A 24,894-nucleotide genomic window follows, 5' to 3' on the forward strand; every position below is an offset into this window, starting at 1 on the left:
CAGTCGCCTGCGACGATGTCCGTGCTGTACTGCTCTCATCCAAAGACGTACCGTGCGGATGATTTTATGACACAGTAAGACTAAAGCGCGATGAGATTAGGATGAATCGTCATCGCGCTTTAGGTTGATGTTTGAGCATGATCTCCGCGCAAGCGCGTTCCGCGTTTGTCGCGAGAGAAAACCGCTCCACACTTTTCCGGATCATGCTTTAATCCGCAACGCCGGACAGAGCTGGCCGGATATCCGGCTTGGTGGCGCGCGTTCCCCAGCGCGTCAGCACCACGCTGGAACAGGAGAGCGTTCCAAGTAGGACCATCGAGCTTGCCGCGAGCCAGAAGAAGCTTTGCGCGGTCGCTTCATGCGTCGACAGCCACCAGCCGCAGGTTGCGATGAAGACGAGCCGTGCGGTCTGCGCCAACACCGGTCCCAGCACCTTGGCCGCGCCCTGCGATGAGAAATACATCGCCGTGGCGAGGCCCATGAAGGCGTAGAACGGTGCGACGGTAGAGAGATATTGATGGCTCATCGCGCGCACGGTCGCGCTGTCGGTGAAGATATTGACCCAGAGATCGGGGAAGATCGCAACCAGGCTCGCGGGCGTGCCCACCGCGAGGAATGCGGCCACACCGGCCGTCCAGGCAATGCGGCGTGCGCGCGCGATCTTGCCGGCGCCGATCGCCATGCCGACCATCGGCACCGAGGCGATGCCGAAGGCGAACGCGATCGAAATCAGCAGAAATTCGAGCCGCGCACCGACGCCGTAGCCGGCGAGGATTGCGGTGCCGAACTTGGCCAGCATGTGGGTGAGGATCGAGATCGTCAGCACCGATTGCAGCGGCGAGAAACAGGCGATGGCGCCCACCTTCAGGATGTCGAAGAACATCGCCCACTGGATCCGGAGGCCAATCAGCTTGGGCACGACACGCGCGCGGCCGGAAAACAGGTACCAGCTCATTACGCTAATGTTGATCGAATAGGCGATCAGCGCGCCGGCGGCGACGCCGCGCATGCCGAATTGCGGGATCGGTCCGAGCCCGAGACCCAGCGTGCCGCCCAGGATGATCTGGCACACCGCAGAATTGAGCATCAGCAGCGAAGGCAGCTTCATGTTGCCGGTGCCGCGCAGCACGCCGGCCAGAGTATTGAGCAGCCAGGCCAGCACCGCGCCGCCGAAGAACACCTGCATGTAGGCGATCGCCTGCGCCAGCACGTTGCCGCGGCCGCCAAGCAGCTCGAGCAGATGCGGCCCGAAGATCAGCATGCCCAGCATGAAGACGAGACCGAAGGCGATGCCGATCAGGAGCGCGTGCGCGGCAAGCGTACCGGCGCGCTCGCGGTCGCCCGCACCGAGCGCACGCGCGATCGCGGAAGCCACGGCACCGCCCATAGCGCCGCCGGACATCGTCATCATCAGGATCACGCAGGGAAACACCAGCGCCATCGCGGCGAGCGATTCGACGCCGAGGCGGCCGATATAGGAGGTCTCCGCGATCACCACGCAGGTGCCCGCTGATAGTCCGATCACGTTCGGCCAGGCCAGGCTGAGCAGCGTGCGCAGGATCGGCCCATCAACCAGCGCGCTGCGTGGCGCGGCAAGCCTCGCCGGCCGCGATGGCGGCGGCTCGGGACGCTCCTCCTCATCGACGGGAAGCTCGGCGACGCCGACGTCGGACATTTCCTCTCCGAAAAACCTTTTCAACTGCTACGGCGATTTGGCCGCGGCGTCTGTGAGCGCGATCACGTTCACCGTCAATTGACCGGATTCAACCCCTGCACGAACGAAATGAATGACCCGTGTTAGCATGCCACGAGCTGATTCCGCCTGCGTCCGGCGCACGGCCCCCCTGCGGCAGCGCATTTCGGCGCGTGGAAGGCGCTTCACCATCCCGCAAGCGGGGATGGAGTGCAGGGATCGAGGGTTGCTTAGCCGATGCTCCACACCAGTGGAGACCTGCCGCCTGCACCAGCTTTCAAACTGACACCGATATGACGCCCGCACCCGGCCGCAAGCCCTTCGAACAGGCCTTCCAGCACCTTCGCGATCACCGGATGATAATCAGCAACATCATCCATCAGCTTCCAGCTCTGCTGACGGATCTCGAAGCCGCCTTCGGATCCCGCAAGATCGGCCGCATCGTCCTGCGCGGCGAGCAGCGCGTTGAGGAAAGATGCAAACTCTTTCGCGCCGCCGCGGCTCATCCCCAGCGCCGCCGCGACCTCGTCGAAACTCTGCATGCCGATCAGCTTGCCCGTCAGATGCAGCAGATATCCGGCATCCCCAGGATCGAACAACTGCACCATCACGGGCGCGGCCGTGCGGACATATTCCATCGCGTAGTTGCGATAGGCCTTTTCCAGTCGCGGCTTTGGCCAACTCGCAACCGGCAGCGCCGGCGCGTTGTTCGCATCGAACAGCGGTGCTTCGAGATGACGCGCGAATACCAGGCGCTGGTCGAGTTCGAGCGGGTGATCATGTTCGTAGTAGTAACCTTCGAGCCCGTCCTGACCATCGACGCTCTGCTTGGTGCAGACGAAACCGAGCCTGAGGTCACCGAGCACGACGCCATTGTTGGCGTGCCAGCCGCGCAGCATCGCGCGCGACACTTCGCCGGGAATGCCGCATATCGCGGGGCCCTTCCAGATCCAGCGCGGCGGCGGATAGCGGATCCAGGCCTTGCGATCGCTCTCATACATGTATTCGACACGCACGCCGCCGATCCAGTTGGAGAGATAGTGGTATTGCGCGGCCGCGACCGCCGGCGGCAGATGGCGCAGCCCGAGCTTGTCGAGCCCGGGCAGGAAACGCTCCTGCTGCTGGCGGCGAAACACGCGGAAGACGAATTCCGCGGCATCCGCAGTGCCGCGCCGCGTCACCACGGTGAGGATGAGGCCGGTGAAATAGGCATGGTAGAGATCGGCGATGGCACGCCAGCGTTTCCACTGGGCTTCCTGCGCGGAGTCCAAAGCGGCGGCCATGTTCGCTCCCGATCGTCGTTTTGATCGAGTGTGTCACTGCAATCCGTGGCGGGCAACCTGACGCTCATGCAGGGCGCCCTGCACGCTCCCTCGCCAATTCCGCATCACGAAGCCTGCGGAGGCGGCGCAGCCTTGGCCGCGCGCTCGCGCTCGACCCTTTCGGTCACGTCGCGCGCCATCGCCACCGCTCCGTGCACGGCACCGCCGGCATCTCTGACAAGCGCAAACGTCATCTCGATGTAGAGCTTGCGTCCGCTCTTGTGCAGTGCGCGGGTCAGCGTAGGACGGCCGGCAAGCTTCATCATGCCGCTCGACGTCGCAGTCTCAAAGCCCTTCCAGTGCGCGGCGCGCAAATGTTCGGGAACGATCAGGTCGAGGTTCTGGCCGAGCGCTTCTTGCGCGGAGAACCCGAACAGCGCGCTCGATGCACGATTCCATCGGACGATCGTGCCCGAGCGATCCGAATAGATCAGCGCATCCGCGGCGTCTTCCAGAATTCTTGTGTCGAGGTCGGATTGATCTGTCATGTCGCCACCTCGCTTACAGCTCGGATTTAGGTTCACATCCTGGCACACATTCGGTGTCATCGCCCGACTTGTTCGGGCGATCCAGTATTCCAGAGGCAGCTATTATAGAGTCGATAGGCCGCAGCGTACTGGATGCCCCGGTCATCAAGCCGGGGCATGACGGCGGCGGGTGGGTGGGCTAGCAGCTACACCCGAAAGTGCTTGCTCAGCTTCAATCCCTGCGCCTGGTAGTTCGAGCCGATGCGCTGGCCGTACATGGCATCGGGCCGCGCCAGCATCTTCTCGTAGACGAGGCGGCCGACGATCTGGCCGTGCTCGAGGATGAAGGGCACTTCGCGCGAGCGCACCTCGAGCACCGCGCGCGCCCCCTGCCCGCCGGCGCCCGCATAGCCGAAGCCGGGGTCGAAGAAACCGGCATAGTGCACGCGGAATTCACCGACCAGGGGATCGAACGGCACCATCTCCGCGGCGTAGTCCGGCGGCACCTGCACCGCTTCCTTGGACGCTAGGATGTAGAACTCGCCGGGATCGAGAATGAGGCTGCCGTCGGGACGCGCCGAGATCGGCTCCCAGAAATCCTCGATCGCGTAGCCGGCGCGGCGATCGACATCGACCACGCCGGTGTGGCGCTTGGCGCGATAGCCGACGAAGCCGCCGCCCTTTTCGCCGGAGAGATCGACGGAGACGGCGACGCCGCCGGTGAGATCGGCATCGTCGATGTCGACGAGACGCTCTGTCGCATGCAGCGCCTCGAGCTCGTCAATGCTGAGGATGGCATCGCCGGTGCGGAAGCGCACCTGCGACAGCCGCGAGCCCTCGCTCACCAGCACCGGAAACGTTTTAGGGCTGATCTCGGCATAGAGTGGGCCGTGATAGCCCGCACCGATCATGTCGAAACGGCGGGTGCCATCGGCGATCACGCGGGTGAAGACGTCGAGCCGACCGGTCGAGCTCTTCGGATTGGCGGCCGCGACGATCTCCGGCGGCAGCGCGAGACTCTCGAGCAGCGGCACGATGTAGACGCAGTTGGTCTCCAGCACCGCGCCGTCGGTGAGGCTGAACTCGTGCAGCTTCAGCTCGTCGATGCGCTCGGCGACGGTGGCGCCGGGCCCGGGCAGGAAGCTCGCGCGGACGCGGTAAGCAATATCACCGAGTCGCAAATCGAGGCTTGCCGGCTGAATCTGGCTTTCGACGAAGTCGTAGGCGGGCAGGATAAGCCCATCATCCGCCATCGCCGCGATCATGCGGTCGGGCAGGATACCATTGGCGTCGGCGGCGACCGTGAACGTCAACCGGTGGTCCTCATCTCGGGTCAAACGCATCCAAAAATGCGGAAAAACGAACCTTTTACCGCTATCCGATGGATGCCTTGACGAAAAGGCCATGGCGGAATATGAGCATGACTTATCCCGTGGTGATTTGAGCCGGCCGGCTTGCAGCCACGTTAAATAAATCGCTAAACAGGCCGGGGACCTCTGTGATCCCGGCCAGTGGAGATATCCAGGCCGGTTTTTTTGTGACCATTTTCGCATCGATGGTCATGTCGGAGGTACCTATGTCGAAGTCGCCCGCCAACTACCGTCCCGAAACCCGGCTGGTTCATTCCGGCACCCTGCGCTCGCAATATGGCGAGACGTCCGAAGCGCTGTTCCTCACCCAGGGCTACGTCTACGCGAGCGCCGAGGAATGCGAGGCGCGGTTCAAGGGCGAGGATCCCGGCTTCATCTATTCGCGCTATTCCAACCCGACGATCGCGATGTTCGAGCAGCGCATGATCGAGCTCGAGGGCGCCGAAGCCGCCCGCTCGGCGGCAACCGGCATGGCCGCGGTGACGACCGCAATCCTGGCGCCCTTGAAGGCTGGCGATCACGTTGTGGCATCGAGGGCGCTGTTCGGCTCGTGCCTCTACGTGGTGCAGGATCTGCTGCCGCGCTACGGCATCGAGACCACGCTGGTCGACGGTCTCGATCTCGACCAGTGGCAGCGCGCGGTCAAGCCGAACACCAAGACCTTCTTCCTGGAAAGCCCGACCAATCCGACGCTCGACGTGCTCGACATTCCCGCCATCGCAGAAATCGCACACAAAGGCGGCGCGCGGCTCGTGGTCGACAACGTGTTCGCGACGCCGATCTGGCAGAGCCCGCTCGCGCTCGGTGCCGATGTCGTGGTCTATTCCGCGACCAAGCACATCGATGGCCAGGGCCGGTGTCTGGGGGGCGTCATCCTGTCGTCCGAAGCGTTCACCGCCGAGCACATCCACAACTTCATGCGCCAGACCGGGCCGTCGATCTCGCCGTTCAACGCCTGGGTCCTGCTCAAGGGGCTGGAGACGCTCGGCGTGCGCGTGCGCGCACAGACCGACACCGCGGCCCGCGTTGCCGAGGTGCTCGCCAGCCATCCAAAAATTTCGCGTCTGGTCTATCCCGGCCGCGCCGATCATCCGCAGGCAGCTCTCGTGAAGAAGCAGATGCGCGGCGGCTCGACGCTGGTCGGGTTCGAGGTCAAGGGCGGCAAGCAGGCCGCATTCCGCGTGCTCAATGCGCTGAAGCTCGCCAAGATTTCCAACAATCTCGGCGACGCCAAGAGCCTGGTGACGCATCCGGCGACCACGACCCATCAGCGCCTGAAGCCGGAAGACCGCGCTGCGCTCGGCATCAGCGAAGGCTTTATCCGCTTCTCGGCGGGGCTCGAGCATGCCGACGATCTGATCGAGGATCTCACCGCGGCGCTGGAGAAGGCGTAAGGTAGCCACGCTTTCGGAAAAGTAGGGTGGGTTAGCCGAAGGCGTAACCCACCTCTTTGCTCTCCACTCGTCGAGAGAAGTGGTGGGTTACGCTTCGCTAACCCACCCTACAATCGCTACAGCAGCCGAGCTACATCGGCCGATAGGTCCGCACGTCCGCAGGCACGTTGACCCCTAACTTGATCTGGCCGACGGAGCGGATGATGTCGTCGCCGAGGAGCTGCGCGAAGCAGGCGTAGCCCCAATCATTCATGTGCAGGCCGTCGGAGATCACAAAACTCTCGACCGGAATGGCCTGCTTCTCGTGCCAGTCGCGCATCACCTCGAAGCGCGGGAAGATGCCGACGTGGCGGAGCTCCGCGACGCGGCCGAGCAGCTTCACCATCTTGCCGGCGCTCTCGGGACGCTCGGTGACGCGCGGCGAATATTGCGGATCGACCAGCACGATGTCTGAATCGCCGGCCGCCTGGATGCGCGTGATGCCGTCCTCGACGAGCTTTGCGGTGTCGCCCGGATCGAGGTTGCGCAGCACTGCATTGGTGCCGACCTGCCAGATCACGAGATCCGGATGCACGTCGATCACCTCCTTCTGGAGGCGCTTCATCATCTCGGGCGCGTCCTCGCCGCCGACGCCGGCGTTGATGACGGCGATGTCGGCGGTCGGATATTGCCGGCGAAGCTGCCCGGCGAGGCGGTTCGGATAGTTGAAATCAGGCGAGCTTGCACCGAAGCCTGCCGTCGATGACGATCCGAACGCGACGATGACGACTGGCTTGCCCGCGACCAGCTTGTTCGCGACGTGCGGCAGCGAGCCCATCGATTTTGCGCCGCCCTTGTTCGCGCTGCCCCTAGGCGGCAGGCACGGCACGCGGCTAAAGATGTCGCCGGCGGATTTGGCGACCTGCTTGACCTTGTCGATGGCCCGCGCGGTAAGACCGCGCTGCTCGGAAGATTCTTGCTGGCTGGTCGCGGCGGTCGTGGCCTGCGGCGCGGGCGCCGGACTAGCGGCCTGCGGGGCCGTCGGCGCGACAGCCACGGCCTGCGCGCGGACGGGTGAGAGCGACACAGGCATCAGCAGCGCGGCCACAATGGGCGCAGCCAGCCATGCCGTCAGGCCAAAAGGGCGGAAAGAACTCATTTACGCTAAACCTCAATTTTGCTGCTGGGCCGGACCGAGATGCGCGGCGTCGACGACGAATTGCGCCAGCGCCCGGCCAAGGCAATCATGGACCTGTTTCGCCAACTCCGGTCCGCGCGAGGGATTGAACAGGTCAAACTGACCTTGATCATTCCATTGACGCATGATCGCGAAACGGTCGAACAGCGGGATATCATGCTCCTGCGCCACCACGCGCATATTATCGAGATAGGGCGGCACCGAGATCATGGTTTCGGTCCGCGGGCTGTACTGCAAATTCATCAATATAACGTCGGCCCCCGCATTTTGCAGCGCAGTAACGCCATCCGTGACGGCACCGCGGAACTCATCGGGATCGATGGATCGGATAGCATCCACGGTCCCGGTCTGCCAGATGACCAAAGTAGGCTTTTTCGCTTCCATAAGCTTAACGAAGCCGGATGCGGTCTCTTCTGCGGTCTTCTTGCTCTGTAGTTCTACGGAGACGTGCACCGGTTCCGAAGGCAGCTTCTCCTTCAAGATCGCCTGAAGCCGGGCCGGATAGGAGCTCTCTTCGGATGACGGGATGGTGGTCGACCGGCTGCCGATGACCAGGATTTCGAGCGGTTTTTCGCTCTTCACGGCCTCGGCGACCTTCGGGAGCTGGCTTTCGGTGGCGAGCAGATACGACGGCACCTCGCACGCCGACGGTCCTGCGGGAGCGGCAGGCGCAGCATTATCCTCGGCGCGCGCGGAAGGCGCGGCGAGTGCACCGCATAGCAGGATCAGGCTCAGGAGAACCTTCGCCTTCATCAGCCCCCTCCCGCCAGATCGGCGTTGCCGACGGCGTTTTTGGTTTTCGAACCGCTCTTGTCAGCGACCTGCTTGTACCATGAAATCACCCAGGCCATGGCCCACATGATCAGGATTCCGCAGAGACTAATCAGCGCATGCATGCCCGGGCCGCCCGACACCTCGGCCAGGATGAAATGACCGGCAAAGGCCAGGAACACGCCGAGACAGAATATCTCCAGCGAGTGCTGGCCGCAGAGGATCAGCGGTCTCAAGAGGGGTGATTTCAGGCCCGGCCAGTCCCGCGGCAGGAAGCGCACTGTGAGCGCGGCCAGTGCCAGGAAATGCGTGAAGCGCAGCACGTCCAGATCGGTCTTGTCGATCGGATACATCCACTGCTCGATCCGCTTCGGCATGAAGTGGGAGAGCTGCGGCACGTACCAGGTCAGCGTCACGTAGAACGCAGCGGCCAGATAGGCGATCGAGATCCACATCGTCACGGGTGATGCCAGGATCCGCGTCATGCGCCGTGCACCTCCGAGCGCACACCAGGCACCGAACACGAACAGCAATTGCCAGGCGAGCGGGTTGAAGGCCCAGAAACCATTCGGATAAGCCGAAAAATAGAGGTCAAACTCCCAGGTCACCACGTAGAGCACGACCGACAGGCCGAGCGTGAGATCCGGCTTCCATTTCATCAGCCAGAGGATGAGCGGCAGCGCCAGCATCAACACGATATAGAGCGGCAGCACGTCCATGTTGACGGGCCGGAAGCGCAGCAGCAGCGCCTGCACGATGGTGACGTCAGGCTGCTTGAGGAAATCCATGATGCCCATCTCTTCCGTGTAGAGCGGATTCTCGAAGCTGGTGGCGACGTAGGAGATTTCCGCGAGGAAGATCGTGAACAGGAAGACGTGGGCGACGTAGATCTGCCAGACCCGGCGCAGGATCCGCGCGGTGGCGATGACGAAGCCGTTTTCCAACATCGCACGGCCGTAGACGAAGGCCGCGGTGTAGCCGGAGATGAAGATGAAGATCTCGGTGGCGTCGCTGAAGCCGTAGTTGCGGATGGTGAACCAGGTCAGCAGGTTTGGCGGCAAATGGTCGATGAAGATCAGCCACAACGCCAGCCCGCGGAAGAGGTCGAGGCGAAGCTCGCGCTCGCCGATGACGGGGAGCGTGATGGCCGGCGCCGCCGCGCGCGGCTTCGCCTCCTTGGCATCCGCGGTTCCCGCGATCCGCGATCCCGTCACTTGGTCGGCAATGGTCATCGGGCCAAAACCCTTGCGCAAATCGCAGCGTTTGAGGAGTGTACCGGGCCGATGGCCTGCTCGCAAAGCGATCGGATCACATTGGGGTGTAACTACAGTGCCAATTCGGGCGGCACGATGTCGCTGACGCCGCGGGCCACGATTGGTTCCCGGCAAGGTTTTCGTTATGATGGCAACCATGTACCGTGCCGTGACCCGCCAGATCGAAGTGACCGTCGAGCCGAACTTTGTCCCGGAGCAGTCGTCGGCCGAGCGCTCGCGCTACTTCTGGTCCTACACCATCGTGATCACCAATTCCGGCGACGAGACCGTGCAACTCAAGACGCGGCACTGGATCATCACCGACGCGACGGGGCGGCAGCAGGAGGTCAAGGGCGAAGGTGTGATCGGCGAGCAGCCGATCCTCGCGCCCGGCGAGCGCTACGAATACACCTCGGGCGTCCCGCTCTCGACCGCCTCGGGCTTCATGACCGGCCGCTACCAGATGGTCAACGAAAGCGGCGAGCGTTTTGAGATCGACGTGCCGACCTTTTCGCTCGATAGCCCGGACGGCGGCAAGCGGGTGTTGAATTGAGAGGCGGCGGGCTGCTGTAGGGTGGGCAAAGGCGCGAAGCGCCGTGCCCACCAGCTCTTCAATTATGTGACAGAAGTTGGTGGACACGCTTCGCTTTGCCCACCCTACGATTTCCGAATGTTAGACTAGGCGTTTTCCACGCCCGCCTCGTGCGGCGTAAATTGATACACCGAGCTGCAGAACTCGCAGGTCACGACGACCTTGTCGTCCTTGACCATCGCGGCACGGTCATCCGGCGAAAAGCTCTTCAGCATCGCCGCCACCGCATCGCGCGAGCAGGAGCATTCCGCTTTCAAATTCTGCGGATTGAACACGCGCACGCCGCGCTCGTGAAACAGGCGGTAGAGCAGGCGCTCGCCGGAGAGATCGGGATCGATCAACTCGACGTCCTCGACCGTGCCGATCAGCGAGCGCGCTTCGACCCAGGCATCGTCCTCGGCGACGGTATGCGGCGTGGTGCCCTCGGGCGCGTCGCCGGGATGCAGGTCGGCCTGTCGCGCACGCTCCGGCGCCTTCGGCAGGAACTGCATCAAGAGGCCACCGGCGCGCCAGCGATGCTTGCCGCCGTCGCTCGAGCGCCATTCCTCGCCGACGGCGAGGCGCACCTGGGTCGGGATCTGCTCGGAGCGCAGGAAGTACTCGTGCGCGGCATCTTCCAGGCTGCCGCCATCGAGTGCGACGAGGCCTTGGTAACGGCTCATATCCGCACCCTGATCGATGGTCATGGCGAGATGGCCGCGGCCGAGCAGCGAGCCGGAGTCCTTGGCCTCGCCAAGCCGCGAGACGTCGTAGCGGGCATAGGCGCGCAGGCGGTCGGGCGCCTTGAAGTCGACCACCAGGAACGACACCGGACCGTCAGTCTGCGCCTGAAGGATGAAGCGGCCTTCGAATTTCAGCGCCGAGCCGAGCAGCGTCGTCAGCACGATGGCCTCGCCGAGCAGCTTGCCGACCGGCGGGGGATAGTCGTGCTTGGTGAGGATCTCGTCGAGCGCGGGCCCGAGCCGGGTCAAGCGCCCGCGCACGTCGAGCGCATCGACCTCGAAGGGCAGCACCGCATCGTCGACGGGAACGGAAGACGGCGCGCGAACCGGGCTTTCGGGCCCGGCTTTGATGTCAGGGGATTGAGAGACCATGGCGCTCTATCTGGGGTCGGAGGAGGTGAAATGAAAGGGGGCGGCGAGGCAACCTGTTCCGGGTGCAGTCTTGCGGCACTACGATTCCGCAAATTCGATGTCGTCCCGGGGCGCGCATGGCGCGAGCCCGCGACCCATAACCACATGATTGTGTTGTGGCGCGAGATGACAACTCCGAATCGTCACCAAACCGCGCCCTGTGGCTATGGGTCCCGGATCCGCGCTCCGCTTCGCTGCGCTTGTCCGGGACGACGACCGAACATGAGGCGAAAGCAACTCCATACTGCCGTCGTCACGGATTTCTCACTATCGTCCGCCGGACGACGACCAATCACTTCACCGCGTCAAAGCACCAGGCCAAGATACCCTTCTGCGCGTGCAGGCGGTTTTCGGCCTCGTCGAACACGACGGACTGCGGGCCATCGATCACCTCGTCGGTGACCTCTTCGCCGCGATGGGCGGGCAGGCAATGCATGAACAGCGCATCGGGCTTGGCCAGCGACATCAGCTTGGCGTTGACCTGGTAGGGCTTGAGCACGTTGTGACGGTGCTCGCCTTCCTTGTCGCCCATCGAGACCCAGGTATCGGTGACGACACAATCGGCGCCGCGGACAGCGGCTTCCGGATCGGTGCCCAGCATGATCGGGGCGCCCGTCGCCTTGACCCAGTCGCGCATCGCCTTCTTCGGCGCGAGCTCCGGCGGGGTGGCGACATTGAGGTTGAACTTGAAGCGCTCGGCGGCATGCGCCCAGGAGGCGAGCACGTTGTTGTCATCGCCGGTCCAGGCCACCGTCTTGCCCTCGATCGGCCCGCGATGCTCCTCATAGGTCATGAGGTCGGCCATCACCTGGCACGGATGCGAGCGCCGCGTCAGCCCGTTGATGACAGGCACAGTCGCGTGCGCTGCGAGCTCGAGCAGTGCATCGTGATTGAGGATGCGGATCATGATGGCATCGACATAGCGCGACAGTACGCGCGCGGTGTCGGCGATGGTCTCGCCGCGGCCGAGCTGCATCTCGGCACCGGTGAGCATGATGGGCTCGCCGCCGAGCTGGCGCATGGCGACATCGAACGACACCCGCGTCCGCGTCGACGGACGCTCGAAGATCATCGCCAGCGTCTTGCCCTCGAGCGGCTTGACCGGCTGATGCGCCTTCTGCTTCGCCTTCATGGCGGAGGAGGCGGCGAGCATGCTCTTGAGCTCGGACAGCGGCAGCTCGTTGATGTCCAGGAAGTGCTTGGGCGTCTTGCTCATCAGCTTGCCGCCGGCGTCTTGAGAGTGGATTCGATCGCGGTGCAGGCACGCTCGAGCCGCGCGACGCCCTCCTCGATCTCCGCCTCGGTGACGATCAAGGGCGGCAGGAAGCGCACCACATTGTCGCCCGCGCCGACGGTGAGCAGCTTTTCGTTGCGCAGCGCCGTGACGAGATCGCCCGAGGGCACCACGGCCTTGACGCCAATCAACAGCCCCTCGCCGCGCACCTCGCTGACGACATCAGGATGGCGGTCGATCACGGAGGCGAGCTTCTGCTTGAGCAGCAGCGACATCTTCTGCACGTGATCGAAGAAGCCGGGCTTGAGCATCACGTCGAGCACGGCGTTCGCCGCGGACACGGCGAGCGGATTGCCTCCGAAGGTCGAGCCGTGCGAGCCGGGCGTCATGCCGGAGGCCGCCTCGGCGGTCGCAAGGCACGCGCCGATCGGAAAGCCGCCGCCAAGCGCTTTCGCCAGCGACATCACGTCAGGGGTCACGCCGAGGCGGCGATGTGCAAAGAGTTCGCCGGTGCGGCCCATGCCGGTCTGCACCTCGTCGAAGGCGAGCAGCAGGCCATGCTCGTCGCAGAGCTGGCGCAGCGCGCGATAGAAGGCGGGAGACGCCGAGCGCACGCCGCCCTCGCCCTGGATCGGCTCGATCAGGATGCCTGCGGTCTGTGGGCCGATCGCCTTCTTGACGGCTTCCAGGTCATCATGCGGCACTTGGTCGAAGCCGTCCATCGGCGGACCGAAGCCTTCGAGATATTTTGCAGACCCCGTAGCGGCGAGCGTTGCCAGCGTGCGGCCATGGAAAGCGCCCTCGAAAGTGATCATGCGGTAGCGCTCGGGATGGCCCTTGGTGGCATGATAGCGGCGCACCACCTTGATCACGCATTCCATCGCCTCGGCGCCGGAATTGCAGAAGAACACGAAGTCCGCAAAGCTCTCGTTGCAGAGCCTGACCGCGAGCTTCTCACCGTCCGGGCTCTGGAACAGGTTCGACATGTGCCAGAGCTTTGTCGCCTGCTCCTGCAGAGCCCCGACCAGATGCGGATGCGCGTGACCGAGCGCATTCACGGCGACGCCCGACGTGAAATCGAGATAGCGCTCTCCATTGGTTGCGACCAGCCAGCAGCCTTCGCCGCGCTCGAAGCCGAGCTCGGCCCTGGCGAAAACGGGAAGCAGATGCGTCGCGGCGCTCTTGGTCATGGCGGTCACTTGGATGTTGGGGCCGGCTGAGGCTGCCTTGCGCAGCGCATCATTGACCTGCCCGGAAAACGAAACGTGCCGCCTTTTAAGGGCGGCACGTGTCACCATTTTATGCTTGGAAAAACCGCTGTCAATGCCGCCAGAAGGCCCTGCAAGGCGCCTGACCCGTAGTCTTGCGGTGGCGATTTTGAGTTCTTTTAGCGACGGAACATGTGGACGCGGAGCCGCAGACTCTTGCGCGGGAGTCACGCCATATTGTAGCGTTTACCGTGTCAGATACGACATCTCGTGCAGCAGTTCTGATCCTCTTAGTCCTCATGTACCGGCGTAACGTTCAGGTGCGTTTTTCGCGCCCGGCGAGCCTTAAGGGATTCTGGGGGCACGGGTTTTTCGAGGCTTAGACATCGCCACGCGGCCCCAAGGATTGGCAGGCGCGCGGCGAAGGGAAGGGTGCAATGACGGTTTTGACCTGGTCCGACGATCGCGTCGAGCAATTGAAAAAGCTCTGGGAAGCCGGGCTTTCGGCCAGCCAGATCGCTGCCGAGCTCGGGAATGTGACGCGCAACGCCGTAATCGGCAAGGTGCACCGGCTGGGCCTGTCCGGTCGCGCCAAGAGCCCGTCCTCGGCGGCTCCCCGGCCCCGCAAGGCGCGCCCCGCACAGCACATGATGCGGGTGAGCCGCCCGATCTCGCGCGGCAACACCGCCCTCGCCCAGGCCTTCGAGGTCGAGGTCGAGCCCGATCCGATCACCTACGACAACGTCGTTCCGATGAGCCAGCGCCTGTCGCTGCTCGAGCTCAACGAGGCGACCTGCCACTGGCCTGTCGGCGATCCCTCGAGCCCGGATTTCTTCTTCTGTGGCGGCAAGTCGCTCTCGGGCCTGCCCTACTGCGCGCAGCATTCGCGCGTCGCCTACCAGCCGGCGGCGGACCGCCGACGCGCACCGGCCAAGCCCGGCACGCGCTGAGGTCATCAGCGCGCGGGGCTGGCCGACGCGCAACGATGGTTCAACAAATTGGATGTCGTCCCTGCGAAAGCAGGGACCCATAATCCAGGGCGCAGTTATTGCGCGGGAAGATCACTCCGAGTCTTCGCCAAACCACTCCCCGTGGTTATGGGTCCCTGCTTTCGCAGGGACGACATCGGAGAATGTGGCGGCAGCCCGCTGGATCACCGCTGCCACCTGCAAACCTTAAGTCTGCTCCGCCTTCGCGAAACGATCGTCCAGCGCGTAGCCGGCGCCACGGACGGTGCGGATCGGGTCCTGCTCGCGGCCGAGATTGAGCAGCTTGCGCAGACGGCCGATGTGGACGTCGACGGTGCGCTCGTCGATATAGATGTCACGGCCCCAGACGCTGTCGAGCAGCTGTTCACGCGAGAACACCCGGCCGGGATGCTCCAGGAAGAACTCCAAGAGGCGATATTCGGTCGGGCCGAGGTCGATCGGCCGTCCGGAGCGCGCGACGCGACGCTTCTCGCGGTCGAGCTCGATGTCGCCGTAGGCGAGTATGGTCGCAAGCCGCTCGGGGCTTGCACGCCGGAGCAGGCCTTTCACGCGCGCGAGCAACTCAGGTACCGAGAACGGCTTGACGATGTAGTCGTCGGCGCCGGTCGCAAGCCCCCGCACCCGCTCGCTCTCCTCGCCGCGTGCCGTGAGCATGATGATCGGCAGCTGCTTGGTCTCGGGCCTGGCGCGAAGCCTGCGGCACAGCTCAATGCCGGACAGGCCCGGCAGCATCCAGTCGAGCACGATCAGGTCGGGGATATGCTCCTTGAGGCGGGTGTCGGCGTCATCGCCGCGCATCACCGTCTCGACATCGTAGCCGTCGCCTTCGAGGTTGTAGCGCAATAGCTCGGTCAGCGCTTCCTCGTCCTCAACAACCAGAATGCGTGCGCCCATGGCGTCGTCGCTCCTTAAGTGTTCGGCACGGTCGTGGCGAAGGTCGTCATGTCGCCCTTCGGGCGCTTGTCGGCGATGGCCTGACCTTCGATCATGTAAAAAACGGTCTCGGCGATGTTGGTCGCATGGTCGCCGATCCGCTCGATGTTCTTGGCGCAGAACATCAAATGGATGCAGAACGAGATGTTGCGCGGATCCTCCATCATGTAGGTGAGGAGCTCGCGGAACAGCGAGGTGCAGATCGCGTCGACCTCCTCGTCGCCTTTCCACACCACCATCGCCGCCGGCAGGTCATGCGCGGCATAGGCGTCCAGCACCGACTTCACCTGCTGCTGCACGAGGTCGGTCATGTGTTCCAGGCCGCGGAACAGCTTTAGCGGATGGAAATCGGTCTCGAGCGCGGCGACGCGCTTGCCCATGTTCTTGGCAAGGTCGCCGATCCGCTCCAGATCGGTCGCGACGCGCATGGCGCCAACGATCTCGCGCAAGTCGACCGCCATCGGCTGGCGGCGCGCGATCGTGAGCACGGCGCGCTCCTCGATCTTCTTCTGGAGCGCGTCGATCTCGGCGTCGGTTGCCACCACGCGCTGGCCGAGCGCGACGTCACGGCGGATCAGCGCATCGACGGAATCGACGATCATGCGCTCGGCAAGGCCGCCCATCTCCGCAACGAGCCGCGTGAGCTCTTGCAGGTCGGTGTCGAAGGCCTTTGCGGTATGTTCAGAAGCCATTTCCTGTCTCCTCAGCCGAAGCGGCCGGTGATGTAGTCTTGGGTACGCCGGTCGCTGGGCGACGTGAAGATCTTGCTGGTCTCGTCGAACTCGATCAGCTCGCCGAGATACATGAAGGCGGTCTTGTCCGAGACGCGCGCCGCCTGCTGCATGTTGTGGGTGACGATCGCGATCGTGTAGTTCTCGGCGAGCTCCTGGATAAGCTCCTCGACCTTAGCGGTCGAGATCGGATCGAGCGCCGAGCAGGGCTCGTCGAACAGGATCACCTCGGGACGCACCGCCACGGTGCGGGCGATGCAGAGACGCTGCTGCTGGCCGCCGGAGAGCGACAGGCCGGAGGCGTTGAGCTTGTCCTTGACCTCGTTCCACAGCGCGCCGCCGCGCAGCGCCTTCTCGACGCGGACGTCCATCTCCGATTTGGAGATCTTCTCATAGAGGCGGATGCCGAAGGCGATGTTCTCGTAGATCGTCATCGGGAACGGCGTCGGCTTCTGGAACACCATGCCGACCCGGGCGCGCAGCAGGTTGAGGTCGAGCTTGGAGTCGAGGATGTTGGTCTGGTCCAGCATGAGCTGACCGGTGGCGCGCTGTCCCGGATAGAGATCGTACATCCGGTTGAAGATGCGCAGCAGGGTCGACTTGCCGCAGCCGGATGGGCCGATGAACGCCGTGACGCGATTGGTGCCGAGCGTCAGGTTGATGTTCTTCAGCGCGTGGTGCTCGCCATAATAGAAGTTGAGATTGCGCACCGTCACCTTGGCCGGAGCCTCGGGCAGCGTCGGAGACGCCTGACGCCCGGTGGAACTTACGGAAACGGACAGATCGCTCATTTTGCAGTCCTCTCGGCGCCAAGAATGCGCGCGCCAATGTTCAGGGCAAGCACGGTCAGGGTGATCAGCAGCGCCCCGCTCCAGGCCAACTGCTTCCAGTAGGCATAGGGGCTCTGCACGAAATTGTTGATGGTGACCGGCAGGTTCGCCATCGTCTTGTTCAGGCTGAGGCTGAAGAACTGGTTCGACAAGGCGGTGAACAGCAGCGGCGCGGTCTCGCCGGCGACGCGTGCGGTGGCGAGCAGCACGCCGGTGATGAGACCGGAGCGCGCCGCGCGGTAGGCGATCCGCTTGATCACCAGCGAACGCGGCAGCCCAAGAGCAGAAGCCGCCTCGCGTAGCGCGTTCGGCACCAGCAGCAGCATGTCCTCGGTGGTGCGCAGCACGACCGGGATCACGATGACGGCCAGCGCCAGCGCGCCGGCGATCGCCGAGAAGCCGCGCATCGGCACCACCACCGCACCATAGATGAACAGGCCGATGATGATGGAGGGTGCCGACAAGAGGATGTCGTTGATGAAGCGGATTACCGAGGTCAACTTGTCGTTGCGACCGTATTCGGCGAGATAGGTCCCGGCGAACAGGCCAAGCGGCGCGCCGATGCCGACGCCGATCACGGTCATGATGATCGAACCGATGATGGCGTTGCGCAGGCCGCCTTCGGTCGAGCCCGGAGGCGGAGTGTCCGCGACGAAGATCTGAAGGTTCAGACCGGTGAGGCCGTTGTAAAGCAAGGTGATCAGGATCAGCGCGAGCCAGGTGACGCCGAAGGCGGCGGCAGCGATGCAGAGACCACGGATGACGATGTCCTTGCGGCGGCGGCGTGCGTAGATCGGGTTCATGTTACTTCCCCGCCTTCTTTTCGAGACGCAGCAGCATCAGCCGCGCGCCGGCGAGCACGAAGAACGTCAGCACGAACAGCAGCAGGCCGAGCAGGATCAGGCCGGACTGATGCAGGCCGTCGCTTTCGGCGAACTCGCTGGCGATCGCCGCCGAGATGGTCGTGCCTGGGGCGAAGATCGACGACGAGATGCGGAAGGAGTTGCCGATGATGAAGGTCACCGCCATGGTCTCACCCAGCGCACGTCCGAGTGCCAGCATGACGCCGCCGATGATGCCGACGCGCGTGTAGGGGATCACCACGCTGCGCACGACTTCCCAGGTGGTGCAGCCGACGCCATAGGCGGCTTCCTTCAGGACCGGCGGCACGGTCTTGAACACGTCGACCGAGATCGAGGTGATGAAGGGAAGCACCATGATCGCGAGGATCAGCGAGGCGTTGAACAGGCTGAGATAGGACGGCGGGCCGGCGAAGATCGCGCCCAGCACCGGAACGCCGTCGAACAGCTTGATCATGAAGGGCTGGAAGGTGTTGGCCAGGAACGGACCCAGCACGAAGAAGCCCCACATGCCGTAGATGATCGAGGGAATGCCGGCGAGCAACTCGACCGCCATGCCGATCGGGCGGCGCAGCCATTGCGGGCAGAGCTCGGTGAGGAAGATCGCGATGCCGAGGCCGACGGGAATGGCGATCAGCATTGCGATGAAGGAGGTGACGAGCGTGCCGTAAATCGGCCCGAGCGCGCCGAGCACCGGCGGATCGGCAGAGGGCGCCCAACGTTGGGTCCACAGGAAGGCGAGGCCGTATTCCCTGATGGCCGGGAAGGCGCCGACGATCAGCGACACGATGATGCCGCCGAGGATCAGGAGGACCGAGATCGCGCTGAGCCGCGTGATCCAATAGAAGGTCATGTCGCCGAGCTTGAACGCGCTCAAGGCCTTGGCGCGATCATATGGTCCGGCGTCGTCGACGATATCGCTTTGAACGGCCATCTCTGCCACGCCGATCCCCTGTACCAATTTATCTACGCTTATTGTCGGTCTCGTGCCCCGGATGCGGCGCAGCGCGAAGCGGTGCGACGCTGATCCGGGGCCGAAGTTATTGCACCCAAAGTCTTCTGGGTCCCGGCTCAGCGGCGCGTCATTTCATGCCGTACCGCGTCCGGGAGACGAGAGCCGCTGCGATCAGCTCTTGATCTCGGCAGCCCAGGTCTTCTCGATCAGCTGGACGACGCTGTCCGGCATCGGGATGTAGTCGAGCTCCTCGGCCGCCTTGCTGCCGTTCTTGAAGGCCCAGCGGAAGAACTTGATGGCTTCCTGCGAGGCCGCCTTGTCGGTGGCGTCCTTGTGCATCAGGATGAAGGTCGCCGCGGTGATCGGCCAGGACTTGTCGCCGGGCTGGTCGGTCAGGATGACGTAGTAGCCCGGAGCCTTGCCCCAGTCGGCGTTGGACGCGGCCGCCTGGAAGGCCTCGACGGTCGGCTGCACCGGCTTGCCGGCCTTGTTGACGAGACCGGTGTAGGTCAGCTTGTTCTGCTTGGCATAGGCGTACTCGACATAACCGATCGAGTTCTTGGTCTGGCTGATGTTGCCCGACACGCCCTCGTTGCCCTTGGCGCCGACACCGACCGGCCATTCGACGGCCGTGCCCTCACCGACCTTGCTCTTCCAGTCCGCGCTGGCCTTGGAGAGGTAGTTGGTGAAGTTGAAGGTGGTGCCCGAACCGTCCGAGCGGCGGACCACGGTGATCGCGTCCGACGGCAGCTTCACGTTCGGATTGAGCTTCTTGATGGCAGCATCATCCCACTTGGTGATCTTGCCGAGGTAGATGTTGGCGAGGGTCTCGCCGTCGAAGGTCAGCTCGCCGGCCTTCACGCCCTCGATGTTGACCACGGGGACGATGGCGCCCATGACCATCGGCCACTGAACGAGGCCGTCCTTCTCGAGCTGCTCGGCCTTGAGTGGCGCATCGCTGGCGCCGAAGGTCACGGTCTTGGCCTGGATCTGCTTGATGCCGCCGCCGGAGCCTATCGACTGATAGTTCAGACCGTTGCCGGTCTCCTTTTTGTAGGCGTCAGCCCACTTCGAATAGATCGGGAACGGGAACGTCGCGCCGGCGCCGGTGATGTCGGCAGCGAAGGCCGACGTCGATGCGGCCACCAGGCCAGCAGCGACGATAGTTTTGATGAAATTCATGCTGGTCTCCATAGTGGGGAGCGAAGCGCCATGCGCGCCCGATCGCGCTCCCGCGCCGCCCCTTTAGGAGCGATCGGTAGTGCTTTTACGAAGGTTTCGTGACAGTCGGATGACAGGCTTAAGCGCCTGAGATAGCTGGATTTTCAGCTTGCAGCTGGGGGCTTGGCCTGGGGAAAACAGGCCGTGAAAGTGGCGCCCTGTTTGAGCACGCTTTCGATCAAAAGCCGGCCGCGGTGCCGGTTAACGATATGTTTCACCAGCGATAATCCGAGGCCCGTCCCGCCCTGCGAGCGACTGTCGCCGACGTCAACCCGGTAGAACCGCTCGGTCAGCCTTGGCAGGTGTTCCGGTGCAATTCCGGGGCCGAAGTCGCGCACCAGGACGCGGATTTCCGGCGAGCCGTCAGCCGCCGTGACCATGCCGAGCGAGACGATCACCCGCCCGCCCGAGGCGCCGTATTTCAGCGCGTTCTCGATCAGGTTCTCGAACAGCCGCAACAATTCCTCGCGGTCGCCCGCGATCATCACCGCCGTCTCCGGCAGATTGATCTCGACGTCCACCTGCCGCTCGCGCGCCAGCGGTTCGAGCCCATCAGCGACCTGGCGGATGATCGGCACGACATCGACCAGCGTGTCGGGCCGCACATGCGCCGACAATTCCACCCGCGAAAGCGACAACAGATCGTCGATCAGGCGCGCCATGCGGGTCGCCTGGGTGTGCATGATGCCGAGGAAGCGCTCGCGCGCCCTGGGATCGTCCTTGGCCTGGCCCTGAAGCGTGTCGATGAAGCCGGAGAGCGCGGCCAGCGGCGTGCGCAGCTCGTGGCTGGCATTGGCGACGAAATCGGCGCGCATCTCCTCGACCCGGCGTAGCGGCGTCTGATCGTGGAAGGTCATCAGCATGCATTTGTCAGCGCCGCCGAACGTGGTCGGCACCGGAACCGGTGTGATGATCAGCTCCATCCAGCGGTCGACCGGCACGTGATCGAGATAGTCGGCGCGGCGCGGCTCGGATGTAGCGATCGCCTCGCGCAGCGCGGTGATGATCTCCGGCGAGCGCAGCGCGAACTGGGCGAGCTCGTTCTTGCGCAGCGCTGGCGCGAGCTGGGCTGCGGCAGCATTGAGATGGATGACGCGCCCGGCGCGATCGAGCAGCACGGCCGGGTCCGGCATGCCCGAGACAACCGCGGCCACCGCCGCGTTTTCGACCGGGTTGATGCGGCGGACGTCGTCGCGCGAGGCGGCGGTATCGTGCAGGCGCCAGGGGATCAGCGCGGCCGCGGCGATGCAGAGAAACACCGCCACAGCCCGCGTCGCCGACAATTCCCCGAGCGAGACCACCACCGACAGCGCCAGCGCCGCCGCGATCAGGATGATCGCCGAATGCCGCAGCCGATCGGACCAGGGCTGGACCGAGGGAGAAGGGTGGGCGTCGATCGCCATCGGGGCAGGCTTCTCCTTAAGAATTGTAGGCCGGTCAGGCGCTCTTGTCGCTGCGCTCTCTCACGTAAGCGGCTTCGCGCGCAGGGCCGGGATCGAGCTTGAGGGCCGCCTGCTGCAGGCGTTTCGATCGGGCTCCGATAATAACCTCTCGAAACGTCAGCAAGATTACAGATATGACAAAGGGCGAAAGATAATAGAGGACGCGGAACAGCAGCATTCCCCCGAGGAGCTCCTCGCGGTCCATCTGCCACAGCCCGACCAGCATGGCGGCATCGAATACGCCGAGACCTCCGGGGGAGTGGCTGGCGAAGCCGAGCAGTGTGGCGGAGACGAAGATCACAGCGACCACGACGAAGCCGAGATTGGGCTCGTCCGGCACCAGCACGTACATCGCGAGCGCGCAGAAGCCGAGATCGACGATGCCGATCGCGATCTGGAGCAGCGTCAGCGGGCCGCCCGGCAGCACCACCGTCCATGGACCACGACCGACCACGCGCGGCTGGGTCCAGACCCACACGACATAGGCGACCAGCGCGACGATGATCGCCATCGCGACCAGCCGGTTGAGCCAGGGGGGCAGCTGGTCGATCGAGGCCGCAGCTTCGGGGTGATAGGTGATCCCGAGGCCGAGCACGGCGGCGTTGCCAAGCCAGAAGGTCAGGCCGGCGAGGAAACAGATCTTGGCGACGTCGATCGCGTTGAGGCCCCAGGCCGAGTAGATGCGATAGCGCACCGCGCCGCCGGTGAAGACGCTGGCGCCGACATTGTGGCCGATCGAGTAGCTGGTGAAGGCCGCGAGCGCATTGATGCGGTAGGGCACATGGGCGTGGCCGATCGCACGCGTCGCGAACAGATCGTAGAAGGTCAGGGTGAAATAGCCGGCGGCCACGAACAGCGCCGCCATCGCAATCTGGCTCGGCTCGGTGCTCTTGATCGCCTCGACCACCTCGTTGAAGTCGATGCCGCGCAGCATGTGATAGAGCACGTAGCAAGCGATGCCGATGACCGTCACGCTGATCACGACGCCAAGCTTATGCAGGATTTGCTTCTGGCGCAGAAACGTCATGGCCCTGCGTATGGCTTCCAGCATCTAGACCTCGAACTACGCTTCCGCGGCCATAGCGGCCGGCGAACGGGCGAACGTACAGATAGCCGGCGACCCCTTGGCGCCGGCTCCAGCTTCGCGCATGCTCCCCGACCCTCCAGTAGCGCGTTTTGGGCCGGAGTGGAATTCGCCAATAAGCGCAAAAACGCGTTTCTTCAATATTTTAGGCGGGTATCCGCGCTTGCCTTGCACCGTTTGGCTCTTTTCCGCGACGGCCTCTGCCGAATCTGTATCGCGATCCTGCGTACGGGCCGTGAAGTTTTGATGATTTCACCCGGACAATGTTCCGCTGCGGCTTAAGCCGGCGTCAATCTTTGGCCCCGCGATCGGCGGTGGTAAAGGCAGGCCGGAACGCGATTTGGCATGCGCCGAAGCGCGGCGACCCTGTGCGGCGCCCAAGGCGCAGTCATCAGGGCAGTCCGGCGCCTTGCGCATAGGCAGGGTGCAAGCGCAAAGCTCAGGCCGCGGGCGCGCTGCGCGAGACGACCCGGTCGCGGAGGCATGCGCCGATGGTGCAGCCGACGAGATAGCAGCCGAACATGGTAAGGCCGAGGTCGAGCCAGTAGCCGAAGCGGCCGGGGACCACACGGGCGAGCGCCGCCGCGACGAGGGCCGCCGCGAGGACCGCGAGCCAGCGCGCAAGCACCTTCGAGGTGCCGTTACCGCGCTGGACCACCGAGATCCAACCCATCGCCAGCCCGAGCAGCAGCGATCCGACCAGCCAACCCCAATGGAACGCCAACAGAAATGACATGTCATCTCACCAGAAATTCGATGCGGCGGTTTTGTGCCTTGCCTTCGTCGGTATCGTTGCCGGCGACCGGCTGCGTGCTGCCATAGCCGACTGCCGTGAAGCGATCGGCCGGAAGGCCCGCCTTGACGAGATAGTCGATCACCGCCTGGGCGCGCTTCTCCGACAGCGCCTGATTGAAGGCATCCTCGCCGTCGGAATCGGTGTGGCCCGCCACCTCGATGGTGGCGTTCGGGCACCGCAGCGCCGTTTCGATGAGGCGATCGAGGAGACCTGCGGAATCCGGATCGATCGTGGCGCGCTTCGGCTCGAAGCGGATCTTGCCCTTGGTCAGGAGCTCGGAGAACAGCTGTTGACAGACCGTGCCGTCGACCGGACCTGCGGCGGGCTTCACGGTGATTTCCGGCTTGTACTGCCAGGTCTTGGGAAAATCCTTGCCGAGGCCTGCGCGGATATCGGCTGCCGCGCCCTCATAGAGCGCATCGCCCGACAGCTTCACCTCACGATCCGTCACCACCAGCGTGCCGGTCGAGAGCCGTGACAGAGCCCCAAGCGCGGCAACCACCGAATTGCCGAACGAAGCAGGCGCGCCAATGCTGGCCTTGAGATTGTCGACGACCTTCTCGCCGAAGAATTTTTGCCCTGCCGCCGTGGCGATGACCGCGTGGACGTTGTTGTCGGGGACGTAGCCGGTTAGCGTCACGGTCGCCGCGACCGGATCCTTGTAGGCCTGGAAGATGTAAGGCGGCGCCTTGATGTCGTTGGTCGCGACCGAAATACCCTCAGGCAAATTCTTCAGCGCCGCCGCAATGGCTTCTCGGCCGCCGAGTTCGCGCGCCATGCCGGACAGGCTGACGTTGGTGTCGGATATCGTGATCTTGCCGTCCTTGAGCTTGCCGACCTGGTCGAGCAGGAGCATCGCGGCATTTTCGAAGCGCGGCGGCGCACCGCGCGCCAATCCCATCTGATCGGCGACCTCGATGCCGCCGAGGTCCTTGCGGGCGGCCTCCACCAGCCGGCCCTTCACCCCCGGCAACGGCGCGCTGCCGGACAGGGTGACCCGGACGACGTCCCGTTCGGCGTTCCAGACGAAGGGCTTGGCCTCGGGAACCAGCCGGGTCTGGTCGTCGACCAGACGCACGCCCGGCACGGTTTCGACCGCCGTGACGGCGTCGCGGCGGCCCTCCTCCGAGAACGCTTCGGCGGCAAAAGTGACGTCGCGGCCGGCCACCGCGATCCGGGTCTTGTCCAGAACGGTGTTCTTCAGCGCGGCAGCGGAGCGGGCAGACAAGTCGGCTTCCAGCGGCAAAGTGTCATTCCAGGCCGCAATTCCCCACATGATGGCCAAGGGGATCAACCCCGGCCACCATTTGCTGGCCCACTTGAAAAGCTTCTGCATTCGACGACCCGAACCTCTGGAACCGGAGACAAAACAAACCCTTGACGGGCTGTCAAACCGGAAATGGCGGCCTTGTGAAGGCTCTGGATGAGCAACCGGACTA

At 64.1% G+C, this 24,894-nt stretch carries 23 protein-coding genes and 1 riboswitch; of the genes, 3 read left to right on the plus strand and 20 right to left on the minus strand.

Annotated elements, in window-relative coordinates; all coding sequences use genetic code 11:
• Window positions 1–208 precede the first annotated feature (208 nt).
• From SO180_RS05000 to SO180_RS05015, 4 genes are all read right to left on the minus strand, one after another.
• Complete coding sequence (locus SO180_RS05000; protein ID WP_449377709.1) at window positions 209–1,675, minus strand: MATE family efflux transporter; 1,467 nt, start codon at window positions 1,673–1,675, stop codon at window positions 209–211.
• Window positions 1,676–1,923: 248 nt separating this feature from the next.
• Entirely contained in the window at window positions 1,924–2,976 is a 1,053-nt protein-coding gene (locus tag SO180_RS05005) for a hypothetical protein (protein WP_449377710.1), read from the minus strand.
• Window positions 2,977–3,080: 104 nt separating this feature from the next.
• Window positions 3,081–3,503 carry a PAS domain S-box protein gene (locus SO180_RS05010; protein ID WP_449377711.1) on the minus strand — a complete coding sequence of 141 codons (423 nt, stop codon included), beginning with the start codon at window positions 3,501–3,503 and terminating at the stop codon, window positions 3,081–3,083.
• Window positions 3,504–3,688: 185 nt separating this feature from the next.
• Window positions 3,689–4,825 (minus strand): 2'-deoxycytidine 5'-triphosphate deaminase, encoded by a 1,137-nt coding sequence (locus SO180_RS05015; RefSeq protein ID WP_449377712.1) that lies wholly within the window; start codon window positions 4,823–4,825, stop codon window positions 3,689–3,691.
• A gap of 79 nt (window positions 4,826–4,904) precedes the next feature.
• A riboswitch (SAM riboswitch) is annotated at window positions 4,905–4,984 on the plus strand.
• Window positions 4,985–5,058: 74 nt separating this feature from the next.
• Here SO180_RS05015 and SO180_RS05020 point away from each other — a divergent pair.
• On the plus strand, window positions 5,059–6,246 hold the full coding sequence (locus SO180_RS05020; RefSeq protein ID WP_449377713.1) for an O-succinylhomoserine sulfhydrylase: 1,188 nt from the start codon (window positions 5,059–5,061) through the stop codon (window positions 6,244–6,246).
• A gap of 130 nt (window positions 6,247–6,376) precedes the next feature.
• Here SO180_RS05020 and SO180_RS05025 read toward each other — a convergent pair whose 3' ends face one another.
• Genes SO180_RS05025 through SO180_RS05035 form a run of 3 tightly spaced genes read right to left on the minus strand, consistent with a single transcriptional unit; the run spans window position 6,377 to window position 9,426 of the window.
• Complete coding sequence (locus SO180_RS05025) at window positions 6,377–7,384, minus strand: SGNH/GDSL hydrolase family protein (protein WP_449377714.1); 1,008 nt, start codon at window positions 7,382–7,384, stop codon at window positions 6,377–6,379.
• A 12-nt stretch (window positions 7,385–7,396) separates the two neighbouring features.
• Window positions 7,397–8,176, minus strand: coding sequence for an SGNH/GDSL hydrolase family protein (locus SO180_RS05030; protein WP_449377715.1), 780 nt, complete (start codon window positions 8,174–8,176; stop codon window positions 7,397–7,399).
• The gene (locus tag SO180_RS05035) at window positions 8,176–9,426 is read right to left on the minus strand and encodes an OpgC domain-containing protein (protein WP_449377716.1); all 1,251 of its coding nucleotides are present in this window, start codon (window positions 9,424–9,426) and stop codon (window positions 8,176–8,178) included. Before SO180_RS05035 ends, SO180_RS05030 begins: the two co-directional genes overlap by 1 nt.
• A 178-nt stretch (window positions 9,427–9,604) precedes the next feature.
• Here SO180_RS05035 and apaG point away from each other — a divergent pair, with 178 nt between their 5' ends.
• The gene (gene apaG, locus SO180_RS05040) at window positions 9,605–10,000 is read left to right on the plus strand and encodes a Co2+/Mg2+ efflux protein ApaG (protein ID WP_027521510.1); all 396 of its coding nucleotides are present in this window, start codon (window positions 9,605–9,607) and stop codon (window positions 9,998–10,000) included.
• Window positions 10,001–10,125: 125 nt separating this feature from the next.
• On the opposite strand, the gene SO180_RS05045 is transcribed toward apaG, so the two are convergent.
• The 3 genes from SO180_RS05045 to SO180_RS05055 form a co-directional block, all read right to left on the minus strand.
• Window positions 10,126–11,133 carry an Hsp33 family molecular chaperone gene (locus SO180_RS05045; RefSeq protein ID WP_449377717.1) on the minus strand — a complete coding sequence of 336 codons (1,008 nt, stop codon included), beginning with the start codon at window positions 11,131–11,133 and terminating at the stop codon, window positions 10,126–10,128.
• A gap of 331 nt (window positions 11,134–11,464) precedes the next feature.
• Complete coding sequence (argF, locus tag SO180_RS05050; RefSeq protein ID WP_449377718.1) at window positions 11,465–12,388, minus strand: ornithine carbamoyltransferase; 924 nt, start codon at window positions 12,386–12,388, stop codon at window positions 11,465–11,467.
• Window positions 12,388–13,596: an aspartate aminotransferase family protein gene (locus SO180_RS05055; protein ID WP_449377719.1), complete on the minus strand. Its 1,209-nt coding sequence runs from the start codon at window positions 13,594–13,596 to the stop codon at window positions 12,388–12,390. The genes argF and SO180_RS05055 overlap by 1 nt, the downstream gene beginning before the upstream one ends.
• Before the next feature lie 455 nt (window positions 13,597–14,051).
• Between SO180_RS05055 and SO180_RS05060 the strand changes: the two genes are divergently transcribed.
• Entirely contained in the window at window positions 14,052–14,564 is a 513-nt protein-coding gene (locus tag SO180_RS05060) for a GcrA family cell cycle regulator (protein WP_027521514.1), read from the plus strand.
• A gap of 225 nt (window positions 14,565–14,789) precedes the next feature.
• Here the strand turns inward: SO180_RS05060 and phoB are convergent, their stop codons facing one another.
• The 10 genes from phoB to SO180_RS05110 all read right to left on the minus strand — a co-directional run bounded on the left by phoB (window position 14,790) and on the right by SO180_RS05110 (window position 24,791).
• Entirely contained in the window at window positions 14,790–15,497 is a 708-nt protein-coding gene (gene phoB / locus SO180_RS05065) for a phosphate regulon transcriptional regulator PhoB (protein ID WP_449377720.1), read from the minus strand.
• Between the two features lie 14 nt (window positions 15,498–15,511).
• Window positions 15,512–16,228, minus strand: coding sequence for a phosphate signaling complex protein PhoU (gene phoU / locus SO180_RS05070; RefSeq protein ID WP_449377721.1), 717 nt, complete (start codon window positions 16,226–16,228; stop codon window positions 15,512–15,514).
• A gap of 11 nt (window positions 16,229–16,239) precedes the next feature.
• On the minus strand, window positions 16,240–17,058 hold the full coding sequence (gene pstB, locus SO180_RS05075; protein ID WP_449377722.1) for a phosphate ABC transporter ATP-binding protein PstB: 819 nt from the start codon (window positions 17,056–17,058) through the stop codon (window positions 16,240–16,242).
• Window positions 17,055–17,900, minus strand: a complete 846-nt coding sequence (pstA, locus tag SO180_RS05080; protein WP_449377723.1) for a phosphate ABC transporter permease PstA — start codon at window positions 17,898–17,900, stop codon at window positions 17,055–17,057. Before pstA ends, pstB begins: the two co-directional genes overlap by 4 nt.
• A gap of 1 nt (window position 17,901) precedes the next feature.
• Entirely contained in the window at window positions 17,902–18,891 is a 990-nt protein-coding gene (gene pstC / locus SO180_RS05085; RefSeq protein WP_449377837.1) for a phosphate ABC transporter permease subunit PstC, read from the minus strand.
• A gap of 192 nt (window positions 18,892–19,083) precedes the next feature.
• The gene (pstS, locus tag SO180_RS05090) at window positions 19,084–20,094 is read right to left on the minus strand and encodes a phosphate ABC transporter substrate-binding protein PstS (protein ID WP_449377724.1); all 1,011 of its coding nucleotides are present in this window, start codon (window positions 20,092–20,094) and stop codon (window positions 19,084–19,086) included.
• Between the two features lie 143 nt (window positions 20,095–20,237).
• Entirely contained in the window at window positions 20,238–21,536 is a 1,299-nt protein-coding gene (locus SO180_RS05095; RefSeq protein ID WP_449377725.1) for an ATP-binding protein, read from the minus strand.
• Window positions 21,537–21,570: 34 nt separating this feature from the next.
• On the minus strand, window positions 21,571–22,626 hold the full coding sequence (locus SO180_RS05100) for a putative bifunctional lysylphosphatidylglycerol flippase/synthetase (protein WP_449377726.1): 1,056 nt from the start codon (window positions 22,624–22,626) through the stop codon (window positions 21,571–21,573).
• Between the two features lie 472 nt (window positions 22,627–23,098).
• The gene (locus tag SO180_RS05105) at window positions 23,099–23,395 is read right to left on the minus strand and encodes a hypothetical protein (protein ID WP_449377727.1); all 297 of its coding nucleotides are present in this window, start codon (window positions 23,393–23,395) and stop codon (window positions 23,099–23,101) included.
• Window position 23,396: 1 nt separating this feature from the next.
• Window positions 23,397–24,791: an OmpA family protein gene (locus SO180_RS05110; RefSeq protein WP_449377728.1), complete on the minus strand. Its 1,395-nt coding sequence runs from the start codon at window positions 24,789–24,791 to the stop codon at window positions 23,397–23,399.
• Window positions 24,792–24,894: the final 103 nt, after the last annotated feature.

It is taken from the genome of Bradyrhizobium sp. UFLA05-112, from assembly GCF_053572325.1.